This is a genomic window from Pseudomonas sp. 91RF, from assembly GCF_003576265.1.
In the GTDB taxonomy this organism is placed as follows: domain Bacteria; phylum Pseudomonadota; class Gammaproteobacteria; order Pseudomonadales; family Pseudomonadaceae; genus Aquipseudomonas; species Aquipseudomonas kribbensis.
The window spans coordinates 17,399-37,153 of record NZ_QWFC01000039.1 but is presented as its reverse complement, the minus strand read 5'-3'; the positions used below and the strand labels follow the sequence as shown (position 1 = coordinate 37,153).

The following is a 19,755-nucleotide window of genomic DNA, read 5'->3' as shown; positions in this document are numbered from 1 at the left end:
GGAAGACTCCCATGTTCGAACGCCTGATCCAGTTTGCCATCGAGCAGCGCATCATCGTGCTGCTCGCCGTTCTGCTCATGGCCGGCCTCGGCATCGCCAGTTACCAGAAACTGCCGATCGACGCCGTGCCCGATATCACCAACGTCCAGGTGCAGATCAACACCGGCGCGGCCGGTTTTTCGCCGCTGGAAACCGAACAGCGCATTACGTTCCCGATTGAAACCGCGATGGCCGGCCTGCCGGCGCTGGAGCAGACCCGCTCGCTGTCGCGCTCGGGGTTGTCCCAGGTCACGGTGATCTTCAAGGACGGCACCGATCTGTTCTTTGCCCGGCAATTGGTCAACGAGCGTTTGCAGTCCGCCAAGGAGCAGTTGCCCGAGGGCGTGGAAGCGGTGATGGGGCCGATTTCCACCGGGCTTGGCGAGATATTTCTGTGGACGGTCGAGACGAAGGAAGGCGCGCTGAAGGACGACGGCACGCCCTACACGCCGACCGATCTGCGGGTGATCCAGGACTGGATCATCAAGCCGCAACTGCGCAACGTCCCCGGCGTGGCCGAGATCAACACCATCGGCGGCTTTGCCAAGGAGTACCAGATTGCCCCCGATCCGAAAAAACTTGCGGCCTACAAGCTGACCCTCACCGATCTGGTGACGGCGCTGGAGCGCAACAACGCCAACGTCGGCGCCGGCTACATCGAACGCAGCGGCGAGCAATTGCTGATTCGCGCACCGGGGCAAGTGGCGAGCACCGAGGACATTGCCAACATCGTCATGGCCAACGTCGACGGCACGCCGATCCGGATCAAGAACGTCGCTACCGTAGATATTGGCCGCGAACTGCGCTCTGGCGCCGCCACGGAAAATGGCCGTGAAGTGGTACTCGGCACGGTGTTCATGCTGATCGGTGAAAACAGTCGCACCGTCTCCCAGGCCGTCGCCGCCAAGCTCGAACAGATCAACAAATCCTTGCCCGATGGCGTGATCGCGGTGCCGGTGTACGACCGCACGCATCTGGTCGACAAAGCGATCGCCACGGTGAAGAAGAACCTCGTCGAAGGCGCGATTCTGGTCATCGCGATCCTTTTCCTGTTCCTCGGCAATATCCGCGCCGCGCTGATTACCGCGATGGTGATTCCGCTGTCGATGCTGTTTACATTCAGCGGTATGTTCAGCAACAAGGTCAGCGCCAACCTGATGAGCCTTGGTGCGCTGGACTTCGGCATCATCGTCGACGGCGCAGTGGTGATCGTCGAAAACACCCTGCGACGACTGGCCCATGCGCAGCAGCATCACGGACGACTGCTGACGCGATCCGAGCGCTTCCATGAAGTGTTTGCCGCGGCGAAAGAGGCGCGGCGCCCGCTGATTTTCGGTCAGTTGATCATCATGGTCGTGTACCTGCCGATCTTCGCCCTGAGTGGCGTCGAAGGGAAAATGTTCCACCCGATGGCGTTCACCGTGGTTATCGCGTTGCTGGGCGCCATGCTCTTGTCCGTCACTTTTGTGCCTGCGGCGATTGCGCTGTTCGTGACCGGCAAGGTCAAGGAAGGAGAGGGCGTGGTGATGCGCGGCGCACGTCGCGTGTATGCACCGGCGCTGAACTGGGTGATGTCGCATCGTGCTGTGGCGGTCGGCGCGGCGCTGGGTGTGATCGTGCTCAGTGGCGTGGTCACCAGCCGCATGGGCAGCGAGTTTGTGCCGAGTCTCAGCGAAGGCGATTTTGCCTTGCAGGCGTTGCGCGTGCCGGGCACCAGTCTGACGCAATCGGTGGATATGCAGCAGCGACTGGAAACGCTGATCCTCAATAAAGTGCCGGAAGTCGAGCGCGTGTTCGCCCGCACCGGCACGGCGGAAATCGCCTCCGACCCGATGCCGCCGAACATCTCCGACAGCTACGTGATGCTCAAACCGAAAGACCAATGGCCGGACCCAGGCAAGTCCCGCGAAACCCTGATGGCCGAACTGCAACAGGCCGCCGCGACGCTGCCGGGAAGCAACTATGAACTGTCGCAGCCGATTCAGTTGCGCTTCAACGAACTGATCTCCGGCGTGCGCAGCGATGTGGCGGTGAAGGTGTTCGGCGATGACATGGACGTGCTCAACGCCACGGCGGCGAAGATTGCCGCCGCGATGCAGAAGGTCAACGGCGCGTCCGAGGTCAAGGTCGAGCAAACCACCGGGCTGCCGGTGCTGACCATCAACATCGACCGCGACAAGGCGGCGCGCTACGGGCTCAACGTCGGCGATGTGCAGGACACCATTGCGGTGGCTGTCGGTGGGCAGAAGGCCGGGACGATGTATGAGGGCGACCGGCGCTTCGACATGGTGGTGCGACTGTCCGACGCGATGCGCAAGGATATCGAAGGGTTGTCGGCGCTGCTGATTCCGGTACCGGCGGCGGGTGGTGAGGCGGCCCGTCAGATCGGTTTCATTGCGCTCAAGGATGTCGCCAGCCTCGATCTGGTGCTGGGGCCGAATCAGGTCAGCCGCGAGAACGGCAAGCGACTCGTGATCGTCAGCGCCAACGTGCGTGGGCGTGACATCGGATCGTTCGTCGCCGAGGCGGGCGAAGTGATCGAGCGCGATGTGCAGGTGCCGGCGGGGTACTGGACCACCTGGGGTGGGCAGTTCGAGCAACTGCAATCGGCGGCCAAGCGTTTGCAGATCGTGGTGCCGGTGGCGTTGCTGCTGGTGTTCGGGTTGCTGTTCATGATGTTCAACAACCTCAAGGACGGCTTGCTGGTGTTCACCGGGATTCCGTTTGCGTTGACCGGCGGGGTCATGGCGTTGTGGTTGCGGGACATTCCGTTGTCGATCTCGGCGGGGGTCGGGTTCATCGCATTGTCCGGCGTGGCGGTGCTTAACGGGCTGGTGATGATTGCGTTCATTCGCAACTTGCGGGAGGAGGGGCGTTCGCTGTCCGAGGCGATCAACGTCGGTGCACTGACACGGTTGCGACCGGTGTTGATGACTGCTCTGGTGGCGTCCTTGGGCTTCATTCCGATGGCCCTGGCGACCGGCACCGGGGCCGAGGTGCAGCGACCACTGGCCACGGTGGTGATCGGCGGAATTCTGTCCTCGACCATTCTCACGCTGCTGATCCTGCCGGCGCTGTATCAGATTGCGCATCGCCGGGACGAGGAATCGCCTGCGGCTGCTTAGTCATTTTTTGCTTTAACAACCGGCCCGCAACTGCGGGCCTTTCTACATAACGGATATGTAATTTCGGCGCCACCGTCACGAAAGGTTCGGATTGTTACCTTGATCCTGTCAGTTACTTAAATGAGGAATCAAACATGAAACCTGTACAGATCGGTGCGTTTTTGTTCGCGTTGGCGGTGTCTTCCCTGGCGATGGCCGAAGGTGGCGGCGACCGCACTTTTGACCGGATGATGACCAACAACGACCGCTCCATGGAGCTGTTCGTTGCCAAGGAAAAGGCCCGTGATCCCGTTGTCGTGAACGACAAGAAGGCCGAACAGACCCAAGACCTGTAAGCGTGCCGCCAGTGAATGAGCCCGTCATCGCGCATCGATGGTGGGCTTTTTTATGAGTCGTGTTTTGAAGGAGCTGGATATGAAACTTCTAAAGTTGTTGGCGTTCACCGGTGTCATGGCGATGTCTTTGAATGCGTTGGCCGAAGGCGGTGGCGACAGAACGTTTGACCGGGCGCTCAGCGCCAATGCCCAGGCCATGGAGCAGTACGCGGCGGCTCAGGGCAAAGCGGCGCCGGTGGTCAAGGAATATACGTACGGAATGAAGCTGGACGTGAAGAAAGTGGTGAGCGTTGTCCGGCCGAAAAATGAATGTGCGGTGGTGCCGGCTGCGATGACTTATGAAGATTCCAAAGGACAACTCAACACCGTGACCTACAGCGTCATGGGCACCTGCCGTCAGCAGGGTGGATAGCGCCTGTCGCGGCACAAGCGCCCGGTTCATGTTCAGTGAGTCGGGCTTTTTTTCAGGCATAAAAAAGGCGCCCCTAAGGACGCCAAAAAATTCACCTCTTACCAAAGGAGCAAGGAGCTTCTAAAGGTGAATGTGTGTTGCTCGTGAAACTCAGAGAATCGCCAGCGGGTATTCGACGATCACCCGTACTTCATCCAGATCCGACTCGAATGCCGTGGCACGGGTGGTGGCCTGGCGCAGGCGCAGTGACAGGTCTTTCATCGAACCGCTCTGCACCACGTATTTGACTTCGATGTCACGCTCCCAGCGTTTCTGGTCGGTCAGCGGATTGCCTTCGGCATCGCGGCGCATGTACACGGCGTTGGCGTTGGAGTAATCGGCGTCGGTGCCGTGGGCATAACGGGTCATGAACGACAGGCCCGGCACGCCGTAAGTGGTCATGTCGAGGTCGTAACGCACCATCCATGAACGCTCTTTCGGCGAGTTGAAGTCGCTGTACTGGATCGAGTTGTCGAGGAAGATCGAGTCGGACTGGCGCAGGTAATCGAAATCATCGTTACCGTTGTTGCGCTGATGGGAGAGGGCGACGGAATGCGCGCCGAGTTTTAAGCCGACCCGGCCGCTCCAGATGTTGTTGTCGAATTTACCGAGCAGTTGTTTGCCTTCATCGACAGCCTTGTAGTAGTTCAGGCCACCGAACAGCGACAGGTCATCCGACAGCGGATACGTCCAGGCGGTGCCGGCGTAATACTGGTTCCAGGCATCTTTCAGGCGACTGGAGTACAGGCTGAAACTGAGGTTTTTGTTCAGCGCATAATCGCCGCCGCCGTAAGCGATCCAGGGCGAGTTGACCGGGCCGGCATAGAAGGTCGCGAAATTCTCGCGCATGTCGCTGGACACCGGTTGGCTCATCGCATGCAGTCGGCCACCCTGGATCGACAGCCCCTCGATGCTGGTGTTGGTCGCCGTCACACCGCGAAAGCTTTCCGGCAGCAGTCGTGAATCACCCGCTGCAACTACCGGGTTGGCCGGGAACACATCGCCGATTTTCACCACCGTATCGAAGGCCCGCACTTTGGCCGCACCACCGACCTTGGTGTATTCGTCCCGCGCTTTACCGTCGCTGTCGACCGGCAACACATCGAACGAACTGCGGTCACCGTTGCGGCCGTCACCGGTGTCGAGTTTCAGGCCGATCATCGCGAAAGCATCCACCCCGACCCCGACGGTGCCCTGGGTGAAACCGGATTCGAACTTGCTGATGACCGCATGGGCCCAGGCCTCGGAATAACCATTGCCGGTGGGGCTGGACTGGCCGTTGCGGTGATCACGATTGAAATAGAAGTTGCGGTTGAGTACCGACAGGCTGCTGCCTTCGATAAACCCTTCGGGTTTGTCTTCTGCAAACACCGTGGACGGCCCGGCGCCGACGACCACTGCTAAAGCGGCCATCGATATTTTTGTGTTGTTAACCATCAATCACTCCTGAGTTCGGCAGAACGGGAACGTGCTTCGGCGTGGGTTTTATTGTTCGACGGGCAAGGGCCCGCCGGGAGAGTCGCCGGGTGACATCGTTGCAGGCTGCGGATAACGCGGAGGTGATTGGGGGATTACAATTTTGTTAGGCGGGTACGGGCGAAACTCACACACACAGGGAGGGTCCGACCGCTCCACGTATGCAGGTTTGGGTTTCTACCTTTCGAAGGTGTCCAGCAAGTCCCCTGGCAGAGAGGTATCGATGTCTTTGGGAAGTGTGAGTTTGCCCTTCATGGTTCCGATCCGTTGGGCGCGCGTTTTTTTCAAGGTGACTTTGCCTTTGCGTTCTTCGGCTAATGCCTCGAGGCCGTCCATCAAGTCTGAAAAAATATCTCGCTTCATGGTTCCTGGCTCCACTTGATGGGTGACTTTCGAATTTAACGGCATAGGCCAACTGTGTGATGTCAGCCGTTGCTAATCCTTTTGAAGGCAAATTCCTAAATAGGGGAGGGCGTTGGAATAAAAATCCCACAAAAACAAAAACGGCACCCGAAGGTGCCGTTTCTGTTTGTAGCCATTCCAGCAGAGCAATCAGCCCGCCAGACCCGCCTGCTGAACCAGGGTCAGCAATGGTTGCGGGTACACACCGAGGAAGAACGCGACCACGGCGATAGCCAGCAGCATTACGCCACCTGCCTTCTGTTCCCAGTGCAGCTGGGCGTCGTGGCGGCGCAGGTTCGGTTCGATCAGGTACAGGGTGACCATCACGCGCAGGTAGTAGAACACGCCGATGGCGCTGCCCAGTACCAGCGAACCGACCAGCCACCATTGGTGCGACTCGACACCGGTGGCGATGATGTAGAACTTGCCGATGAAGCCAGCAGTCAGCGGGATACCGGCCAGGGACAGCATCATCACGGTCAGTACGGCGGTCAGGTACGGACGGCGCCAGAACAGACCGCGGTACTCGTACAGCGCGTCTGCGTCACGACCGTTGTACGGCGAGGACATCAGGGTGATCACGCCGAAGGCGCCGAGGCTGGTGATCACGTAGGTGACCAGGTACACGCCGATGGCTTCCACCGCCAGACCCTTGCTTGCCACCAGTGCGATCAGCAGGTAGCCGAAGTGCGCGATGGACGAGTAACCGAGCAGACGCTTGAGGTTGCTCTGGGTCAGGGCCAGCAGGTTACCGAACAGGATCGAGGCGATGGCGATGATGGTCAGCACGTTGCTCAGAACGCCACTGCTGGCGGCAGGGGAGATCTGGAACAGACGAACCATTACCGCGAACACAGCCACTTTCGAGGCGGTGGCGAGGAACGCGGCCACCGGTGCCGGAGCACCTTCGTACACGTCCGGCGTCCACAGGTGGAACGGTACCAGCGACAGTTTGAACGCCAGACCGATCAGCATCATGCCCAGGCCCAGTTGCGCCAGCGCGCTCGGCAGGTTGGTGGTGGCCAGTGCCTGACCGATGCCGACGAAGCTCAGGGAACCCGAGTCTGCGTACAGCAGTGCCATACCGAACAGCAGGAACGCGGAACCGGCAGCCGACAGCACCATGTACTTGATGCCGGCTTCCAGCGAACGCTTGTTGAAGAAGGCGTAGGCCACCAGACCGTAGACCGGTACCGACAGCAGTTCCAGACCGATGAACAATCCGGCCAGGTGCTGCGCGCTGACCAGAACCAGGCCACCGGCGGCGGCCATCAGGATCAGCAGGTACAGTTCTTCACGGTTACCCGGGTAACCCGAACCGCCATCGCCGAGGTAGGCGTGGGCGAGGGTGACGCAGGCGAGGGTGGCGACCAGGATCAGCGCCATGTACAGGCAGGCAAAGGTGTCGATCTGCAGCAATGGAGTCACGGCCAGAGGCGCGACTTTCAGGGCCGGCAGGATCGACAGCAAGGCCAGGTTCAGACCTGCCACCGAAATCAGGAAGGTCTGCGAGTGGTTGCGGCGCCAGGCGATTGCCAGCATCACCACGATAATGGTGAGGCTGGTGATCAACAGTGGCGCTAGCGCAATAAAGTGTTGAATCGTGAATTCCATAGCGCTCTTACCGGGCCGAAGCGAGTTGAGTGAAGGCGGTGCCGAGCCACTGCTGCACGCCATGCATCGTGGCGGCAGAAGTGTCGAGGAACGGTTGCGGGTAGACGCCGAGGTAAATCAGCAGTACCGCAAGGCCCAGCACCATGATCAGTTCGCGACCGTCCATGCCGTGCAGGATCGAATCCGATTTGGACGGACCGAAGTAGGCACGGTGGATCATGATCAGCGAGTAGACCGAACCGAACACCAGACCGGAGGTGGCAATCGCGGTGATCCATGGAGCACTGGCGAAGGTACCGATCAGGATCAGGAACTCGCCGACGAAGTTACCGGTGCCCGGCAGACCCAGCGAGGCGGCTGCGAAGAACAGGCTGATCGCCGGCAGGTAAGCGATACGCGACCACAGACCGCCCATCTCACGCATGTCACGCGTGTGCAGACGCTCGTACAGCTGACCGCTGAGGATAAACAGTGCCGCGGCCGACAGACCGTGGGCCAGCATCTGGATCACGGCACCTTGCAGCGCCAGTTGGCTGCCGGAGTAGATGCCGATCAGTACGAAGCCCATGTGGGAAACGGACGAGAAGGCGATCAGACGCTTGATGTCGGTTTGTGCGAAAGCGAGGAACGCACCGTAGAAGATCCCGATCAGACCGAGGGTCATGGCGATCGGCGCGAATTCGGCCGAGGCGTTCGGGAACAGCGGCAGGGCGAAACGCAGCAGACCGTAGGCCGCGGTTTTCAGCAAGATACCGGCGAGGTCGACGGAACCTGCAGTCGGTGCCTGGGCGTGAGCGTCAGGCAGCCAGGAGTGGAACGGAACCACTGGCAGCTTGACCGCGAAGGCGATGAAGAAGCCGAGCATCAGAATGTACTCGGTGGTCATCGACATCTTGGTCTTCAACAGGTCGGCGTAGTTGAAGGTGATCACGCCGGTGCTGTTGTAGTTGACCAGTACCAGGCCCAGGATCGCCACCAGCATGATCAGGCCGGAAGCCTGAGTGAAGATGAAGAACTTGGTCGCTGCGTAGATACGGGTTTTCTTGCCGTCCGAAGAACTGTGACCCCAGAGCGCGATGAGGAAGTACATCGGCACCAGCATCATTTCCCAGAAGAAGAAGAACATGAACAGGTCGAGGGCGAGGAACACGCCGACAACGCCGCCCAGGATCCACATCAGGTTCAGGTGGAAGAAACCAACGTGACGTTGAATCTCTTTCCACGAGCAGAGTACCGACAGGATACCCAGCAGACCGGTCAGCAGGATCATCAGCAGCGACAGGCCGTCGAGGGCCAGGTGCACGTTGATGCCGAAGCGCTGGATCCAGACGTGCTTGAACTCAAGCGCCCAGGTCGGATCGGCGCCAGGCGCCGGAGCAAATGAATAGTCACCGTGGGCCCACAGCCAGAGGCCGAGGGCGAGTTCCAGGGTCATGGTCAACAGCGCAATCCAGCGGGGGAGGGTAGCGCCGAAGCGCTCACCCATCCAGCACAGCAGGCCGCCGATGAAGGGGATCAGGATTAGCCAAGGCAGAATCATGACGGGCTCGTTTCCTTTCGCAAATTCGCAAGGTTCATATCAGACCGCTACCAGCACGACAGCGCCGATTACCAGTACGGCACCAGCAGCCATCGAAGCAGCGTACCAACGCAGTTGACCGGTTTCGGTACGGCTCAGGGCGGTGTGACCACCCTTGGCCATGCGCGGGATCAGACCGATGGTCTGGTCGAGCGGGTCTTTGCGCAGCATGTGGCTGATCGCAAGGTACGGCTTCACGAACAGTTTGTCGTAGATCCAGTCGAAGCCCCAGGCAGCGAACCACCAGGCCGAAAGGAGACGGCCGATGCCGCTGTTGGCGATCGCGGTCACGAAGCGACGCTTGCCGAGGAACAGCACCGCCGCCAGCAGGATACCGGCCAGGGCGATAGCGCCCGAGGCGATTTCCAGACTGTGCTTGGCTTCGCCACCGGCATGGCCAACGCTTTCCGGCAGTACGCCGTGCAGCGGTGGAACGATCATGGCGCCGACGAAAGTCGACAGCACGATCAGCACCGACAGCGGCAGCCAGTGAGCGATGCCGTGACCGGCGTGTGCTTCGGTCTTGGCTTCACCGTGGAACGCGATGAAGATCAGGCGGAAGGTGTACAGCGAGGTCATGAACGCACCGACCAGACCGGCGTACAACAGACCGTTGTGGCCGCTGGCGAACGCTTCCCAGAGGATTTCGTCCTTGGAGTAGAAACCTGCGGTCACCAGCGGCAGGGCGGCCAGGGCGGCACCACCGACGATGAAGCTGGCGTAGGCCAGCGGCAGTTTCTTCCACAGGCCGCCCATCTTGAAGATGTTCTGCTCGTGGTGGCAGGCAACGATCACCGCACCGGAAGCAAGGAACAGCAGGGCCTTGAAGAACGCGTGGGTCATCAGGTGGAAGATCGCGCCTTCCCAGGCACCAACGCCCAGTGCCAGGAACATGTAGCCGATCTGGCTCATGGTCGAGTAGGCGAGGATACGTTTGATGTCGGTTTGCACCAGTGCGGCAAAACCTGCCAGAACCAGGGTCACACCACCGACGATACCCACGAGATGCAGGATGTCCGGCGCCAGGGCGAACAGCCCGTGGGTACGGGCGATCAGGTAGACACCCGCAGTAACCATGGTTGCAGCGTGGATCAGTGCCGAAACCGGGGTAGGACCGGCCATCGCATCCGCGAGCCAGGTCTGCAGCGGCAGTTGAGCCGATTTACCGACCGCACCACCCAGCAGCATCAGGGTCGCCAGCACGATCCAGAAATCGCCGACCTTGAAGTGTTCAGGCGCCTTCACCAGCAGTTCCTGGACGTTCAGCGTGCCCAGTTGCTGGAACAGGATGAACAGGCCGATTGCCATGAACACGTCGCCGATACGGGTGACGATGAAGGCCTTCAGTGCGGCGTTACCGTTGTTGCGGTTGCTGTAGTAGAAACCGATCAACAGGTACGAGCACAGGCCCACGCCTTCCCAACCGAAGTAGATGAACAGCAGGTTATCGCCCAGCACCAGGAACAGCATGCTGGCGATGAACAGGTTGGTGTAGGCGAAGAAACGCGAGTAACCGGCTTCACCGCGCATGTACCAGGAGGCGAACAGGTGGATCAGGAAACCCACGCCGACCACCACACCCAGCATGGTCACGGACAGGCCGTCCAGGTACAGGGCGAAGTTAGGCTGGAAGCCTTCCACCGAGATCCACTTCCACAGCACATGCACGTACACGCCACCTTCCGGTGGAGCGACGTTGAACTGCCAGATCACGTAGGCCGCGACGATGGCAGACAGGCCGATGGAGCCGACACCGATCAGCGCCGACAGGTTTTCCGAGAGGCGGCCGCGCGAGAACGACAGCAACAGGAACCCGATCAGAGGGAATACGAAAGTCAGAAAGAGTAGGTTCATCCGCGCATCTCACTGGCAGCGTCGATATCGAGCGTGTGGAAGCGGCGATACAGTTGCAGCAGGATCGCCAGGCCAATACTGGCTTCGGCGGCTGCCAGGCTGATCACCAGGATGAACATGATCTGTCCATCCGGTTGCGCCCAGCGGGCGCCCGCGACGATGAAGGCCAGTGCAGAGGCGTTCATCATCACTTCCAGACTCATCAACACGAACAAAATGTTGCGGCGGACCATCAGGCCGACCAGACCAAGGCAGAACAGGATGCCGGCAACGGCCAATCCATGCTCGAGAGGGATAGCAGGCATGTCTTACTCCTTCGCCTCGTTACGGCCCAAATGGAACGCCGTGACGGCTGCAGCGAGCAGCAGCATCGAGGCGAGTTCGACCACCAGCAGGTACGGACCGAACAGGCTGATGCCCACGGCTTTCGCGTCCACGGTGGTTTGACCGATGGCCTGACCGCTCTGGTGAGCGAACAGCACATACAGCAGTTCGGCCAGCAGCAGGGCGGCGAGAATCACCGGTCCTGCCCAGATGCCGGGCTTGAGCCAGGTGCGTTCCTGCTGAACCGAGGCCGGGCCCAGGTTCAGCATCATCACCACGAACACGAACAGCACCATGATGGCGCCGGCGTAGGCGATCACTTCCAGCACGCCGGCGAACGGAGCGCCGAGGGCGAAGAAGGTCATGGCCACGGAGATCAGCGAAATGATCAGGTAGAGCAGGGCGTGCACAGGATTGGTGTTGGTGACCACACGCAGTGTGGACACAACAGCGATACCCGATGCGAAATAGAAAGCGAATTCCATCGTTCTTCCTTAAGGCAGCAAGCTCTTCACGTTGATCGGCTCGGCTTCGTTTTGTGCGGCGCCTTTCGGCTTGCCCGCAACGGCCATACCTGCAACACGATAGAAGTTGTAATCAGGGTTTTTGCCGGGGCCGGAGATCAGCAGATCTTCTTTCTCGTACACCAGGTCCTGACGTTTGAACTCGGCCATCTCGAAATCCGGGGTCAGCTGGATCGCGGTGGTCGGGCAGGCTTCCTCGCAGAGACCGCAGAAAATGCAGCGCGAGAAGTTGATACGGAAGAAGTCCGGATACCAGCGACCGTCTTCGGTTTCAGCTTTCTGCAGCGAGATGCAACCCACCGGGCAAGCTACGGCGCACAGGTTGCAGGCTACGCAGCGTTCTTCGCCATCGGGGTCGCGGGTCAGGACGATACGGCCACGGTAGCGTGGCGGCAGGTAGACCGGCTCTTCCGGGTATTGCAGGGTGTCGCGCTTGCGAAAGCCATGACCGAAGATCATGACCAGGCTGCGCAACTGGGTACCGGTACCCTTAATGATGTCGCCAATATATTTGAACATGGGTCAAATCCTCACTGAACCGCAACTGCAGGCGTGTTCCACAACACGATTGCAGCGGTCACCAGCAAATTGATCAGGGTCAGTGGCAGGCAGAATTTCCAGCTGAAGTCCATCACCTGGTCATAACGCGGACGCGGGATGGAAGCGCGCAGCAGGATGAACAGCATGATGAAGAACGCGGTCTTCAGTGCGAACCAGACGAAGGACAGTTGCGGCAGGATGCCGAACGGACCGTGCCAGCCACCGAAGAACAGGGTGACCAGCAGCGCCGAGATCAGGATGATGCCGATGTATTCACCGACGAAGAACATGCCCCATTTCATACCGGCGTATTCAATGTGGTAACCGTCGGCCAGTTCCTGTTCCGCTTCCGGCTGGTCGAACGGGTGACGGTGAGTCACGGCCACGCCAGCGATGAAGAAGGTACAGAAGCCGAAGAACTGCGGAATGATGAACCACAGGTTCTGCGCCTGGTACTCGACGATGTCGCGCATGTTGAACGAGCCGACCTGCACCACGATGCCCATCAGGGCCAGGCCCATGAACACTTCGTAGGACACGGTCTGCGCCGAGGCACGCAAGCTGCCCAGCAGGGCGAACTTGTTGTTACTCGACCAGCCGGCGAACAGCACCGCGTAGACCGACAGACCGGCCATGGCGAAGAAGAACAGCAGGCCGATGTTCAGATCCGCCACGCCCCAGGTCGGGGTGATCGGGATGATCGCGAACGCGATCAGCAGGGCGGACATGGCCACCACCGGCGCCAGGGTGAAGATCACCTTGTCGGCAAACGGCGGGGTCCAGTCTTCCTTGAAGAACATCTTCAGCATGTCGGCAGCGATCTGGAACATGCCGAACGGGCCTACGCGGTTCGGACCGTAACGGTCCTGCCACCAGCCCAGCAGGCGACGTTCGACAAAGCTGAGCAACGCGCCTGCGACCACGACGGCCAGCAGGATCACGATGGCTTTGATGACCGTCAGGATCACATCGATCACTTCAGGGGTGAACCAGGTCATTGCGCTGCCTCCTGCAGACCATCAACGGATACGCCGGCGAATGCCGGTGGAATGCCGGCGATGCCCGCAGGCAATGCCACCAGACCTGCGCCCAGCTCTTCATTGATGCGCAGCGGCAGACGCAGGGTCTGGCCGGCAACGTTGAGGCTCAGCAGTGCGCCGTCGTTGACGCCCAGGCGGTCGGCTTCGGACTTGGCCAGAGCGACGTAGGCTGCCGGAATGCGTTCCTGAACCGGAGCGGCTTTCGAAGAGTTCTCTTCGCTGCCGAACAGGTGGAAGAACGGCACGGCTTGCCAGGTGCCCGGCGCCGGGTTGAACGCGCGTGGCGCAGCAGCGAACCAGTTCAGCGAATCACCGGTGCTTTCGATCAGGCGGGTGCCCGGATCGCCAGCGCGCAGGTGACCACCGACTTCGTCCTGGAACTTGTTCCAGGCTTGCGGCGAGTTCCAGCCCGGCGACCAGGCAAAAGGAACCTGCTGACGCGGTTCGGCGGAGCCCGAGTAACCTTCCATCGAGAAGGCGAACGCGGTGTCCTTGTCTTGCGGGGTGCGCGGTTCGTGAACGCTGATGTTGGCGCGCATTGCAGTGCGGCCGGAGTAGCGCAGCGGTTCACGGGCCAGTTTCATGCCTTTGATGCGGAACGCGGCGGACGGTGCAGCGTCGACGATGCCGGCCAGTTGCGCGGTGCTCGAGGCAACGGCGGAGGTGACGTGGTCGAGTTGCGTCCAGTCGATCGGCTGGTTCAGCAGGGTGGCGCGCAGGGCGTGCAGCCAGCGCCAGCCTTCGTGGACCAGAATGCTTGCGTCCATGTATTGCGGGTCGAAAACCTGGAAGAAGCGCTGGGCGCGACCTTCCTGGCTGACCAGCGTACCGTCGCCTTCAGCGAAGCTGGCGGCTGGCAGGACCAGATGCGCGCGGTCGCTGGTAGCCGTTTTCTGATGGTCGGCAACGATCACCACTTTCGCAGCGTTCAGTGCCGCATCGACCTTGGCTTTCGAGGTGCGGGTGTAGAGATCGTTTTCCAGCACGACGATGGCGTCGGCCTTGCCGTCGATCACGGCTTGCAGCGCGGCATCAACCGATTCGCCACCGAGCATGGCCAGGCCGAGGCTGTTGGCTTCCGGCACGATCAGGCTGATCGAACCGTTCTTCTCGCGCAGCTTCAGGGCCTTGGCGATGTTCGCCGCGGCTTCGATCAAGGCTTTGGAGCCCAGCGAAGTACCGGCGATGATCAGCGGACGCTTGGCCGCGAGCAGGGCGTCGGCGATGCGCTTGGCCAGTTCCAGGGCTTCGGCGTCCAGACCTTCGACGGCCGGTGCGCTGGCGTCCAGGGCGTGAGCCACGGCGAAACCGATGCGGGCCAGATCGTCCGGAGCGGCGTGTACACACTCTTCGGCGATGTCGTCGAGCCTGGTTTCAGCCAGGCTGGCGATGAACAGCGGGTTCAGCTCGTGCTGACCGATGTTCTTCACCGCAGCGTCGAGCCAAGGCTGAACGCGCATGGCTTCGGCCATGTCTTCGGCCTTGCCTTTTACCGACTGACGCAGGGCCAGGGCCATACGGGCGGCGGTCTGGGTCAGGTCTTCACCGAGGACGAACACGGCGTCGTGGTCTTCGATGTCGCGCATGTTCGGCACTGGCAGCGGGCTGTCTTTCAGCACTTGCAGGACCAGACGGATGCGCTCCAGCTCGGAGGCTTCGATACCGGAGTAGAAGTGCTCGGCGCCCACCAGTTCACGCAACGCATAGTTGCTTTCCAGGCTGGCACGGGGCGAACCGATACCGACGATGTTGCGACCGCGCAGCAGATCGGCGGCCTTGTCCAGCGCATCGTCCAGGCTCAGCTTGGTGCCGTCGGCCAGCAGCGGCTGACGTGGACGGTCGGTGCGGTTGACGTAGCCATAACCGAAACGGCCACGGTCGCACAGGAAGTACTGGTTCACCGAACCGTTGTAACGGTTTTCGATGCGACGCAGTTCGCCGTAACGCTCACCCGGGGAGATGTTGCAACCGCTGGAGCAGCCATGGCAGATGCTCGGCGAGAACTGCATGTCCCATTTACGGTTGTAGCGCTCGGAGTGAGTCTTGTCGGTGAACACACCGGTCGGGCAGACCTCGGTGAGGTTGCCGGAGAACTCGCTTTCCAGCGTGCCGTCTTCAACGCGACCGAAGTACACGTTGTCGTGGGCGCCGTACACACCGAGGTCGGTGCCGCCGGCGTAGTCCTTGTAAAAACGCACGCAGCGGTAGCAGGCGATGCAGCGGTTCATTTCGTGGGAAATGAACGGGCCCAGTTGCTGGTTCTGGTGGGTGCGTTTGGTGAAGCGATAACGGCGCTCATTGTGGCCGGTCATCACAGTCATGTCTTGCAGGTGGCAATGACCGCCTTCCTCGCACACCGGGCAGTCGTGCGGGTGGTTGGTCATCAGCCATTCGACGACACTGGCGCGGAACGCCTTGGATTCTTCATCGTCGATGGAGATCCAGGTGTTGTCGGTGGCAGGCGTCATGCAGGACATGACGATGCGACCACGGGTGTCGTTCTCGTCGGTGTACTGCTTGACCGCGCACTGGCGGCAGGCCCCGACGCTACCTAGCGCGGGGTGCCAGCAGAAATAAGGGATGTCGAGGCCCAGCGACAGACATGCCTGTAACAGGTTGTCTGCCCCGTCGACTTCGAGCGCTTTGCCGTCTACGTGGATAGTGGCCATGGTTCAAAGGTCTTCGTTGGCCCGGTGTCAGCGGGCGTGGCTAATGGAATCTTGTTATCCGTCCGAATCCAGTCAGCCCCGAAAGGCGTCATCGGACGAAAGGCGAAGGGCACGGACCCTTCGCCTTTTTAAGCGTTTACGCGCCGACTACAATCGGCTTCGCCAGAGGCGGGACGGCGGCGTTTGCAGGCGCGATACCGGCTTCGAACTCTGGACGGAAGTATTTGATGGCACTGCCCAACGGCTCCACGGCACCCGGTGCGTGAGCACAGAAGGTCTTGCCCGGGCCGAGGAAGTTGACCAGACCCAGCAGGGTCTCGATGTCGCCTGGCTGGCCGCGGCCTTGTTCGATGGCCATCAGCAGCTTGACGCTCCATGGCAGGCCATCACGGCAAGGGGTGCAGAAACCGCAGGATTCGCGGGCGAAGAACTGCTCCATGTTGCGCAGCAGGGACACCATGTTGACGCTGTCGTCCACCGCCATGGCCAGGCCGGTACCCATACGGGTGCCCACTTTGGCGATGCCGCCGGCGTACATTTGGGCGTCGAGGTGTTCCGGCAACAGGAAACCGGTACCGGCGCCACCTGGCTGCCAGGCCTTGAGCTTGTAACCGTCGCGCATGCCGCCGGCGTAGTCTTCGAACAGCTCGCGACCGGTCACGCCGAATGGCAGTTCCCACAGACCGGGGTTCTTGACCTTGCCGGAGAAGCCCATGAGCTTGGTGCCCATGTCTTCGCTGCCGTCGCGGGCCAACGACTTGTACCAGTCCACGCCGTCGGCAATGATCGCCGGCACGTTGCACAGGGTTTCAACGTTGTTCACGCAGGTCGGCTTGCCCCACACGCCAACGGCGGCAGGGAAGGGCGGCTTGGAGCGCGGGTTGGCGCGGCGACCTTCGAGGGAGTTGATCAGTGCGGTTTCTTCACCGCAGATGTAACGCCCGGCGCCGGTGTGGACGAACAGCTCGAAGTCGAAGCCGCTGCCCAGGATGTTCTTGCCCAGCAGGCCCGCTGCCTTGGCTTCTTCCACGGCACGGTTCAGGTGCTTGGCAGCGGTGGTGTACTCGCCACGCAGGAAGATGTAGCCACGGTAGGTTTTCAGCGCGCGGGCGCTGATCAGCATGCCTTCGATCAGCAGATGGGGCAGTTGCTCCATCAGCATGCGGTCTTTCCAGGTGTTCGGCTCCATTTCATCCGCGTTGCACAGCAGGTAGCGGATGTTGATGGATTCGTCCTTGGGCATCAGGCCCCACTTCACGCCAGTAGGGAAGCCTGCACCGCCGCGACCCTTGAGGCCGGCGTCTTTCACGGTCTGGACGATGGCGTCCTGATCCATGTCGGCAAAGGCCTTGCGCGCAGCGGCGTAACCGTTCTTGGCCTGGTATTCGTCGAGCCATACGGCTTCGCCGTCGTCACGCAGGCGCCAGGTCAGCGGGTGAGTCTCGGCCGAACGCTGGATGCGGTTGGCAGGACCGAAAGAAGTCAGGGTCATACGTAGCCCTCGAGCAGTTTGGCGACGCCGGCAGGCTGGACATCGCCAAAGGTGTCGTCATCGATCATCAGCGCCGGTGCCTTGTCGCAGTTGCCGAGGCAGCAGACCGGCAGCAGGGTGAAACGACCGTCGGCGGTGGTCTGACCCAGGCCGATACCCAGGTTGTTCTGGATTTCGCTGACCACCGACTCGTGGCCGCCGATGTAGCAGACCATGCTGTCGCAGACGCGAATGATGTGACGGCCGACCGGCTGACGGAAGATCTGGCTGTAGAACGTGGCCACGCCTTCAACGTCGCTGGCCGGAATGCCGAGGATCTCGCCGATGGCGTACAGAGCGCCGTCCGGCACCCAGCCGCGTTCTTTCTGGACGATCTTCAAGGCTTCGATCGACGCCGCGCGCGGATCTTCGTAGTGATGCAGCTCGTGCTCGATGGCCGAGCGCTCGGTTTCACTCAGGGTGAAACGGTCTGTCTGGATAAGCGTGCTGTTCATGCTTAGCGGTCCACGTCGGCCATAACGAAGTCGATACTACCCAGGTACGCAATCAGGTCCGCGACCATGCTGCCTTTGATCACCGAAGGGATCTGCTGCAGGTGGGCGAAGCTCGGAGTACGGATCCGGGTACGGTAGCTCATGGTGCCGCCGTCGCTCGTCAGGTAATAACTGTTGATGCCCTTGGTCGCTTCGATCATCTGGAAGGATTCGTTGGCCGGCATGACCGGGCCCCACGAAACTTGCAGGAAGTGCGTGATCAAGGTTTCGATGTGCTGCAGCGTGCGCTCTTTCGGCGGCGGCGTGGTCAGCGGGTGATCCGCCTTGTACGGGCCTTCCGGCATGTTGCGCAGGCACTGGTCGATGATCCTGACGCTCTGGCGCATCTCTTCGACGCGAACCATGCAGCGGTCGTAGGCATCGCCGTTGGCGGCCAGCGGTACTTCGAACTCGAAGTTCTCGTAGCCGGAGTAAGGACGCGCCTTACGCAGGTCGAAGTCGCAACCGGTGGAACGCAGGCCGGCACCGGTGACGCCCCATTCCAGGGCCTCTTTGGTGTTGTACTGGGCAACGCCGATGGTACGACCCTTGAGGATGCTGTTCTGCAGGGCAGCCCTGGTGTATTCGTCGAGGCGCTTTGGCAGCCATTCAACGAAGTCTTTTACCAGTTTGTCCCAGCCGCGCGGCAGGTCGTGGGCGACGCCGCCGATGCGGTACCAGGCCGGGTGCAGACGGAAACCGGTGATGGCTTCGATCACCGTGTACGCCTTCTGGCGGTCGGTGAAGGTGAAGAACACCGGGGTCATGGCGCCGACGTCCTGAATGTAGGTACCCAGGAACAGCAGGTGGCTGGTGATCCGGAAGAACTCGGCCATCATGATGCGGATGACGTCGACCTTCTCCGGCACCTTGATGCCGGCGAGCTTCTCGACCGAGAGCACGTACGGCAGGTTGTTCATCACGCCGCCGAGGTAGTCGATACGGTCGGTGTACGGAATGAAGCTGTGCCAGGACTGACGCTCGGCCATCTTCTCGGCGCCACGGTGGTGGTAGCCGATGTCCGGAACGCAGTCGACGATCTCTTCACCGTCCAGTTGCAGGATGATACGGAACGCACCGTGAGCCGAAGGGTGGTTCGGACCCAGGTTGAGGAACATGTAGTCCTCGTTCGGGCCGGAACGCTTCATGCCCCAGTCTTCAGGACGGAAGCGCGCGGCTTCTTCCTCGAGCTGTTGCTTGGCCAGGTTCAGGCTGAACGGATCGAATTCGGTGGCGCGCGCCGGGAAGTCCTTGCGCAGCGGGTGACCTTCCCAGGTCGGCGGCATCATGATGCGCGACAGGTGAGGGTGACCTTTGAAGTCGATGCCGTACATGTCCCAGACTTCGCGCTCGTACCAGTTGGCGTTCGGCCAGATGCTGGTGACGGTCGGCAAGCTGAGGTCGCTCTCGGACAAGGCGACCTTGATCATCACGTCACTATTACGTTCCAGCGACATGAGGTGATAGAACACGGTGAAGTCGGCGCCCGATGGCAGCCCTTGACGCTTGGTGCGCAGACGCTCGTCCACGCCGTGCAGGTCATAGAGCATGACGTACGGCTTGGGCAGGTTGCGCAGGAAAGTCAGGACTTCAACGAGTTTGGCGCGGGCCACCCACAGCACCGGCATGCCGGTGCGGGTCGGCTGAGCGGTGAATGCTTCGGCGCCAAAACGGTTGTTCAGTTCGACGACCACATCCTGGTCGTCTGCCTTGTAAGGCGGGATGTACAGAGCACTGCCTGTAGTCATGGTTATTTTT

At 60.9% G+C, this 19,755-nt stretch carries 16 protein-coding genes; 3 read left to right on the top strand and 13 right to left on the bottom strand.

Going from position 1 to position 19,755, the window contains the following annotated elements:
- Positions 1–11 precede the first annotated feature (11 nt).
- The 3 genes from DXT77_RS20875 to DXT77_RS20865 all read left to right on the top strand — a co-directional run bounded on the left by DXT77_RS20875 (position 12) and on the right by DXT77_RS20865 (position 3,911).
- On the top strand, positions 12–3,164 hold the full coding sequence (locus DXT77_RS20875) for an efflux RND transporter permease subunit (RefSeq protein ID WP_119428979.1): 3,153 nt from the start codon (positions 12–14) through the stop codon (positions 3,162–3,164).
- A 134-nt stretch (positions 3,165–3,298) separates the two neighbouring features.
- Positions 3,299–3,499 (top strand): co-regulatory protein PtrA N-terminal domain-containing protein, encoded by a 201-nt coding sequence (locus tag DXT77_RS20870; protein ID WP_119428978.1) that lies wholly within the window; start codon positions 3,299–3,301, stop codon positions 3,497–3,499.
- A gap of 79 nt (positions 3,500–3,578) precedes the next feature.
- Entirely contained in the window at positions 3,579–3,911 is a 333-nt protein-coding gene (locus DXT77_RS20865; protein WP_119428977.1) for a DUF2790 domain-containing protein, read from the top strand.
- 150 nt (positions 3,912–4,061) lie between these two features.
- Here DXT77_RS20865 and DXT77_RS20860 read toward each other — a convergent pair whose 3' ends face one another.
- The 13 genes from DXT77_RS20860 to nuoC form a co-directional block, all read right to left on the bottom strand.
- On the bottom strand, positions 4,062–5,387 hold the full coding sequence (locus tag DXT77_RS20860) for an OprD family porin (RefSeq protein WP_119428976.1): 1,326 nt from the start codon (positions 5,385–5,387) through the stop codon (positions 4,062–4,064).
- Between the two features lie 216 nt (positions 5,388–5,603).
- A complete protein-coding gene (locus DXT77_RS20855; protein WP_119428998.1) occupies positions 5,604–5,789 on the bottom strand; it encodes a hypothetical protein in 186 nt (61 codons plus the stop codon).
- A gap of 189 nt (positions 5,790–5,978) precedes the next feature.
- Positions 5,979–7,442, bottom strand: a complete 1,464-nt coding sequence (gene nuoN, locus DXT77_RS20850) for an NADH-quinone oxidoreductase subunit NuoN (protein ID WP_119428975.1) — start codon at positions 7,440–7,442, stop codon at positions 5,979–5,981.
- A gap of 7 nt (positions 7,443–7,449) precedes the next feature.
- The gene (nuoM, locus tag DXT77_RS20845; protein WP_007951464.1) at positions 7,450–8,982 is read right to left on the bottom strand and encodes an NADH-quinone oxidoreductase subunit M; all 1,533 of its coding nucleotides are present in this window, start codon (positions 8,980–8,982) and stop codon (positions 7,450–7,452) included.
- A 39-nt stretch (positions 8,983–9,021) separates the two neighbouring features.
- A complete protein-coding gene (nuoL, locus tag DXT77_RS20840) occupies positions 9,022–10,875 on the bottom strand; it encodes an NADH-quinone oxidoreductase subunit L (RefSeq protein WP_119428974.1) in 1,854 nt (617 codons plus the stop codon).
- Positions 10,872–11,180, bottom strand: a complete 309-nt coding sequence (gene nuoK / locus DXT77_RS20835; RefSeq protein ID WP_003180046.1) for an NADH-quinone oxidoreductase subunit NuoK — start codon at positions 11,178–11,180, stop codon at positions 10,872–10,874. The genes nuoL and nuoK overlap by 4 nt, the downstream gene beginning before the upstream one ends.
- 3 nt (positions 11,181–11,183) lie before the next feature.
- Complete coding sequence (gene nuoJ / locus DXT77_RS20830; RefSeq protein WP_085690004.1) at positions 11,184–11,684, bottom strand: NADH-quinone oxidoreductase subunit J; 501 nt, start codon at positions 11,682–11,684, stop codon at positions 11,184–11,186.
- A gap of 9 nt (positions 11,685–11,693) precedes the next feature.
- Positions 11,694–12,242 (bottom strand): NADH-quinone oxidoreductase subunit NuoI, encoded by a 549-nt coding sequence (gene nuoI, locus DXT77_RS20825; RefSeq protein ID WP_085712394.1) that lies wholly within the window; start codon positions 12,240–12,242, stop codon positions 11,694–11,696.
- A gap of 11 nt (positions 12,243–12,253) precedes the next feature.
- Positions 12,254–13,261 carry an NADH-quinone oxidoreductase subunit NuoH gene (nuoH, locus tag DXT77_RS20820; RefSeq protein ID WP_007951460.1) on the bottom strand — a complete coding sequence of 336 codons (1,008 nt, stop codon included), beginning with the start codon at positions 13,259–13,261 and terminating at the stop codon, positions 12,254–12,256.
- On the bottom strand, positions 13,258–15,972 hold the full coding sequence (gene nuoG / locus DXT77_RS20815; protein WP_119428973.1) for an NADH-quinone oxidoreductase subunit NuoG: 2,715 nt from the start codon (positions 15,970–15,972) through the stop codon (positions 13,258–13,260). Before nuoG ends, nuoH begins: the two co-directional genes overlap by 4 nt.
- Before the next feature lie 136 nt (positions 15,973–16,108).
- Entirely contained in the window at positions 16,109–17,464 is a 1,356-nt protein-coding gene (gene nuoF, locus DXT77_RS20810; RefSeq protein WP_119428972.1) for an NADH-quinone oxidoreductase subunit NuoF, read from the bottom strand.
- Positions 17,461–17,958, bottom strand: coding sequence for an NADH-quinone oxidoreductase subunit NuoE (gene nuoE, locus DXT77_RS20805; RefSeq protein ID WP_003223804.1), 498 nt, complete (start codon positions 17,956–17,958; stop codon positions 17,461–17,463). The genes nuoF and nuoE overlap by 4 nt, the downstream gene beginning before the upstream one ends.
- 2 nt (positions 17,959–17,960) lie before the next feature.
- Positions 17,961–19,745, bottom strand: coding sequence for an NADH-quinone oxidoreductase subunit C/D (nuoC, locus tag DXT77_RS20800; protein ID WP_119428971.1), 1,785 nt, complete (start codon positions 19,743–19,745; stop codon positions 17,961–17,963).
- Between the last annotated feature and the right edge of the window lie 10 nt (positions 19,746–19,755).

Excerpts from the sequence above, each read along its gene's own strand:
- DXT77_RS20875 (WP_119428979.1), top strand. The coding sequence starts at position 12 with ATGTTCGAACGCCTGATCCAGTTTGCCATCGAGCAGCGCATCATCGTG.
- DXT77_RS20870 (WP_119428978.1), top strand. The coding sequence starts at position 3,299 with ATGAAACCTGTACAGATCGGTGCGTTTTTGTTCGCGTTGGCGGTGTCT.
- DXT77_RS20865 (WP_119428977.1), top strand. The coding sequence starts at position 3,579 with ATGAAACTTCTAAAGTTGTTGGCGTTCACCGGTGTCATGGCGATGTCT.
- DXT77_RS20860 (WP_119428976.1), bottom strand. The coding sequence starts at position 5,387 with ATGGTTAACAACACAAAAATATCGATGGCCGCTTTAGCAGTGGTCGTC.
- DXT77_RS20855 (WP_119428998.1), bottom strand. The coding sequence starts at position 5,789 with ATGAAGCGAGATATTTTTTCAGACTTGATGGACGGCCTCGAGGCATTA.
- nuoN (WP_119428975.1), bottom strand. The coding sequence starts at position 7,442 with ATGGAATTCACGATTCAACACTTTATTGCGCTAGCGCCACTGTTGATC.
- nuoM (WP_007951464.1), bottom strand. The coding sequence starts at position 8,982 with ATGATTCTGCCTTGGCTAATCCTGATCCCCTTCATCGGCGGCCTGCTG.
- nuoL (WP_119428974.1), bottom strand. The coding sequence starts at position 10,875 with ATGAACCTACTCTTTCTGACTTTCGTATTCCCTCTGATCGGGTTCCTG.
- nuoK (WP_003180046.1), bottom strand. The coding sequence starts at position 11,180 with ATGCCTGCTATCCCTCTCGAGCATGGATTGGCCGTTGCCGGCATCCTG.
- nuoJ (WP_085690004.1), bottom strand. The coding sequence starts at position 11,684 with ATGGAATTCGCTTTCTATTTCGCATCGGGTATCGCTGTTGTGTCCACA.
- nuoI (WP_085712394.1), bottom strand. The coding sequence starts at position 12,242 with ATGTTCAAATATATTGGCGACATCATTAAGGGTACCGGTACCCAGTTG.
- nuoH (WP_007951460.1), bottom strand. The coding sequence starts at position 13,261 with ATGACCTGGTTCACCCCTGAAGTGATCGATGTGATCCTGACGGTCATC.
- nuoG (WP_119428973.1), bottom strand. The coding sequence starts at position 15,972 with ATGGCCACTATCCACGTAGACGGCAAAGCGCTCGAAGTCGACGGGGCA.
- nuoF (WP_119428972.1), bottom strand. The coding sequence starts at position 17,464 with ATGACCCTGACTTCTTTCGGTCCTGCCAACCGCATCCAGCGTTCGGCC.
- nuoE (WP_003223804.1), bottom strand. The coding sequence starts at position 17,958 with ATGAACAGCACGCTTATCCAGACAGACCGTTTCACCCTGAGTGAAACC.
- nuoC (WP_119428971.1), bottom strand. The coding sequence starts at position 19,745 with ATGACTACAGGCAGTGCTCTGTACATCCCGCCTTACAAGGCAGACGAC.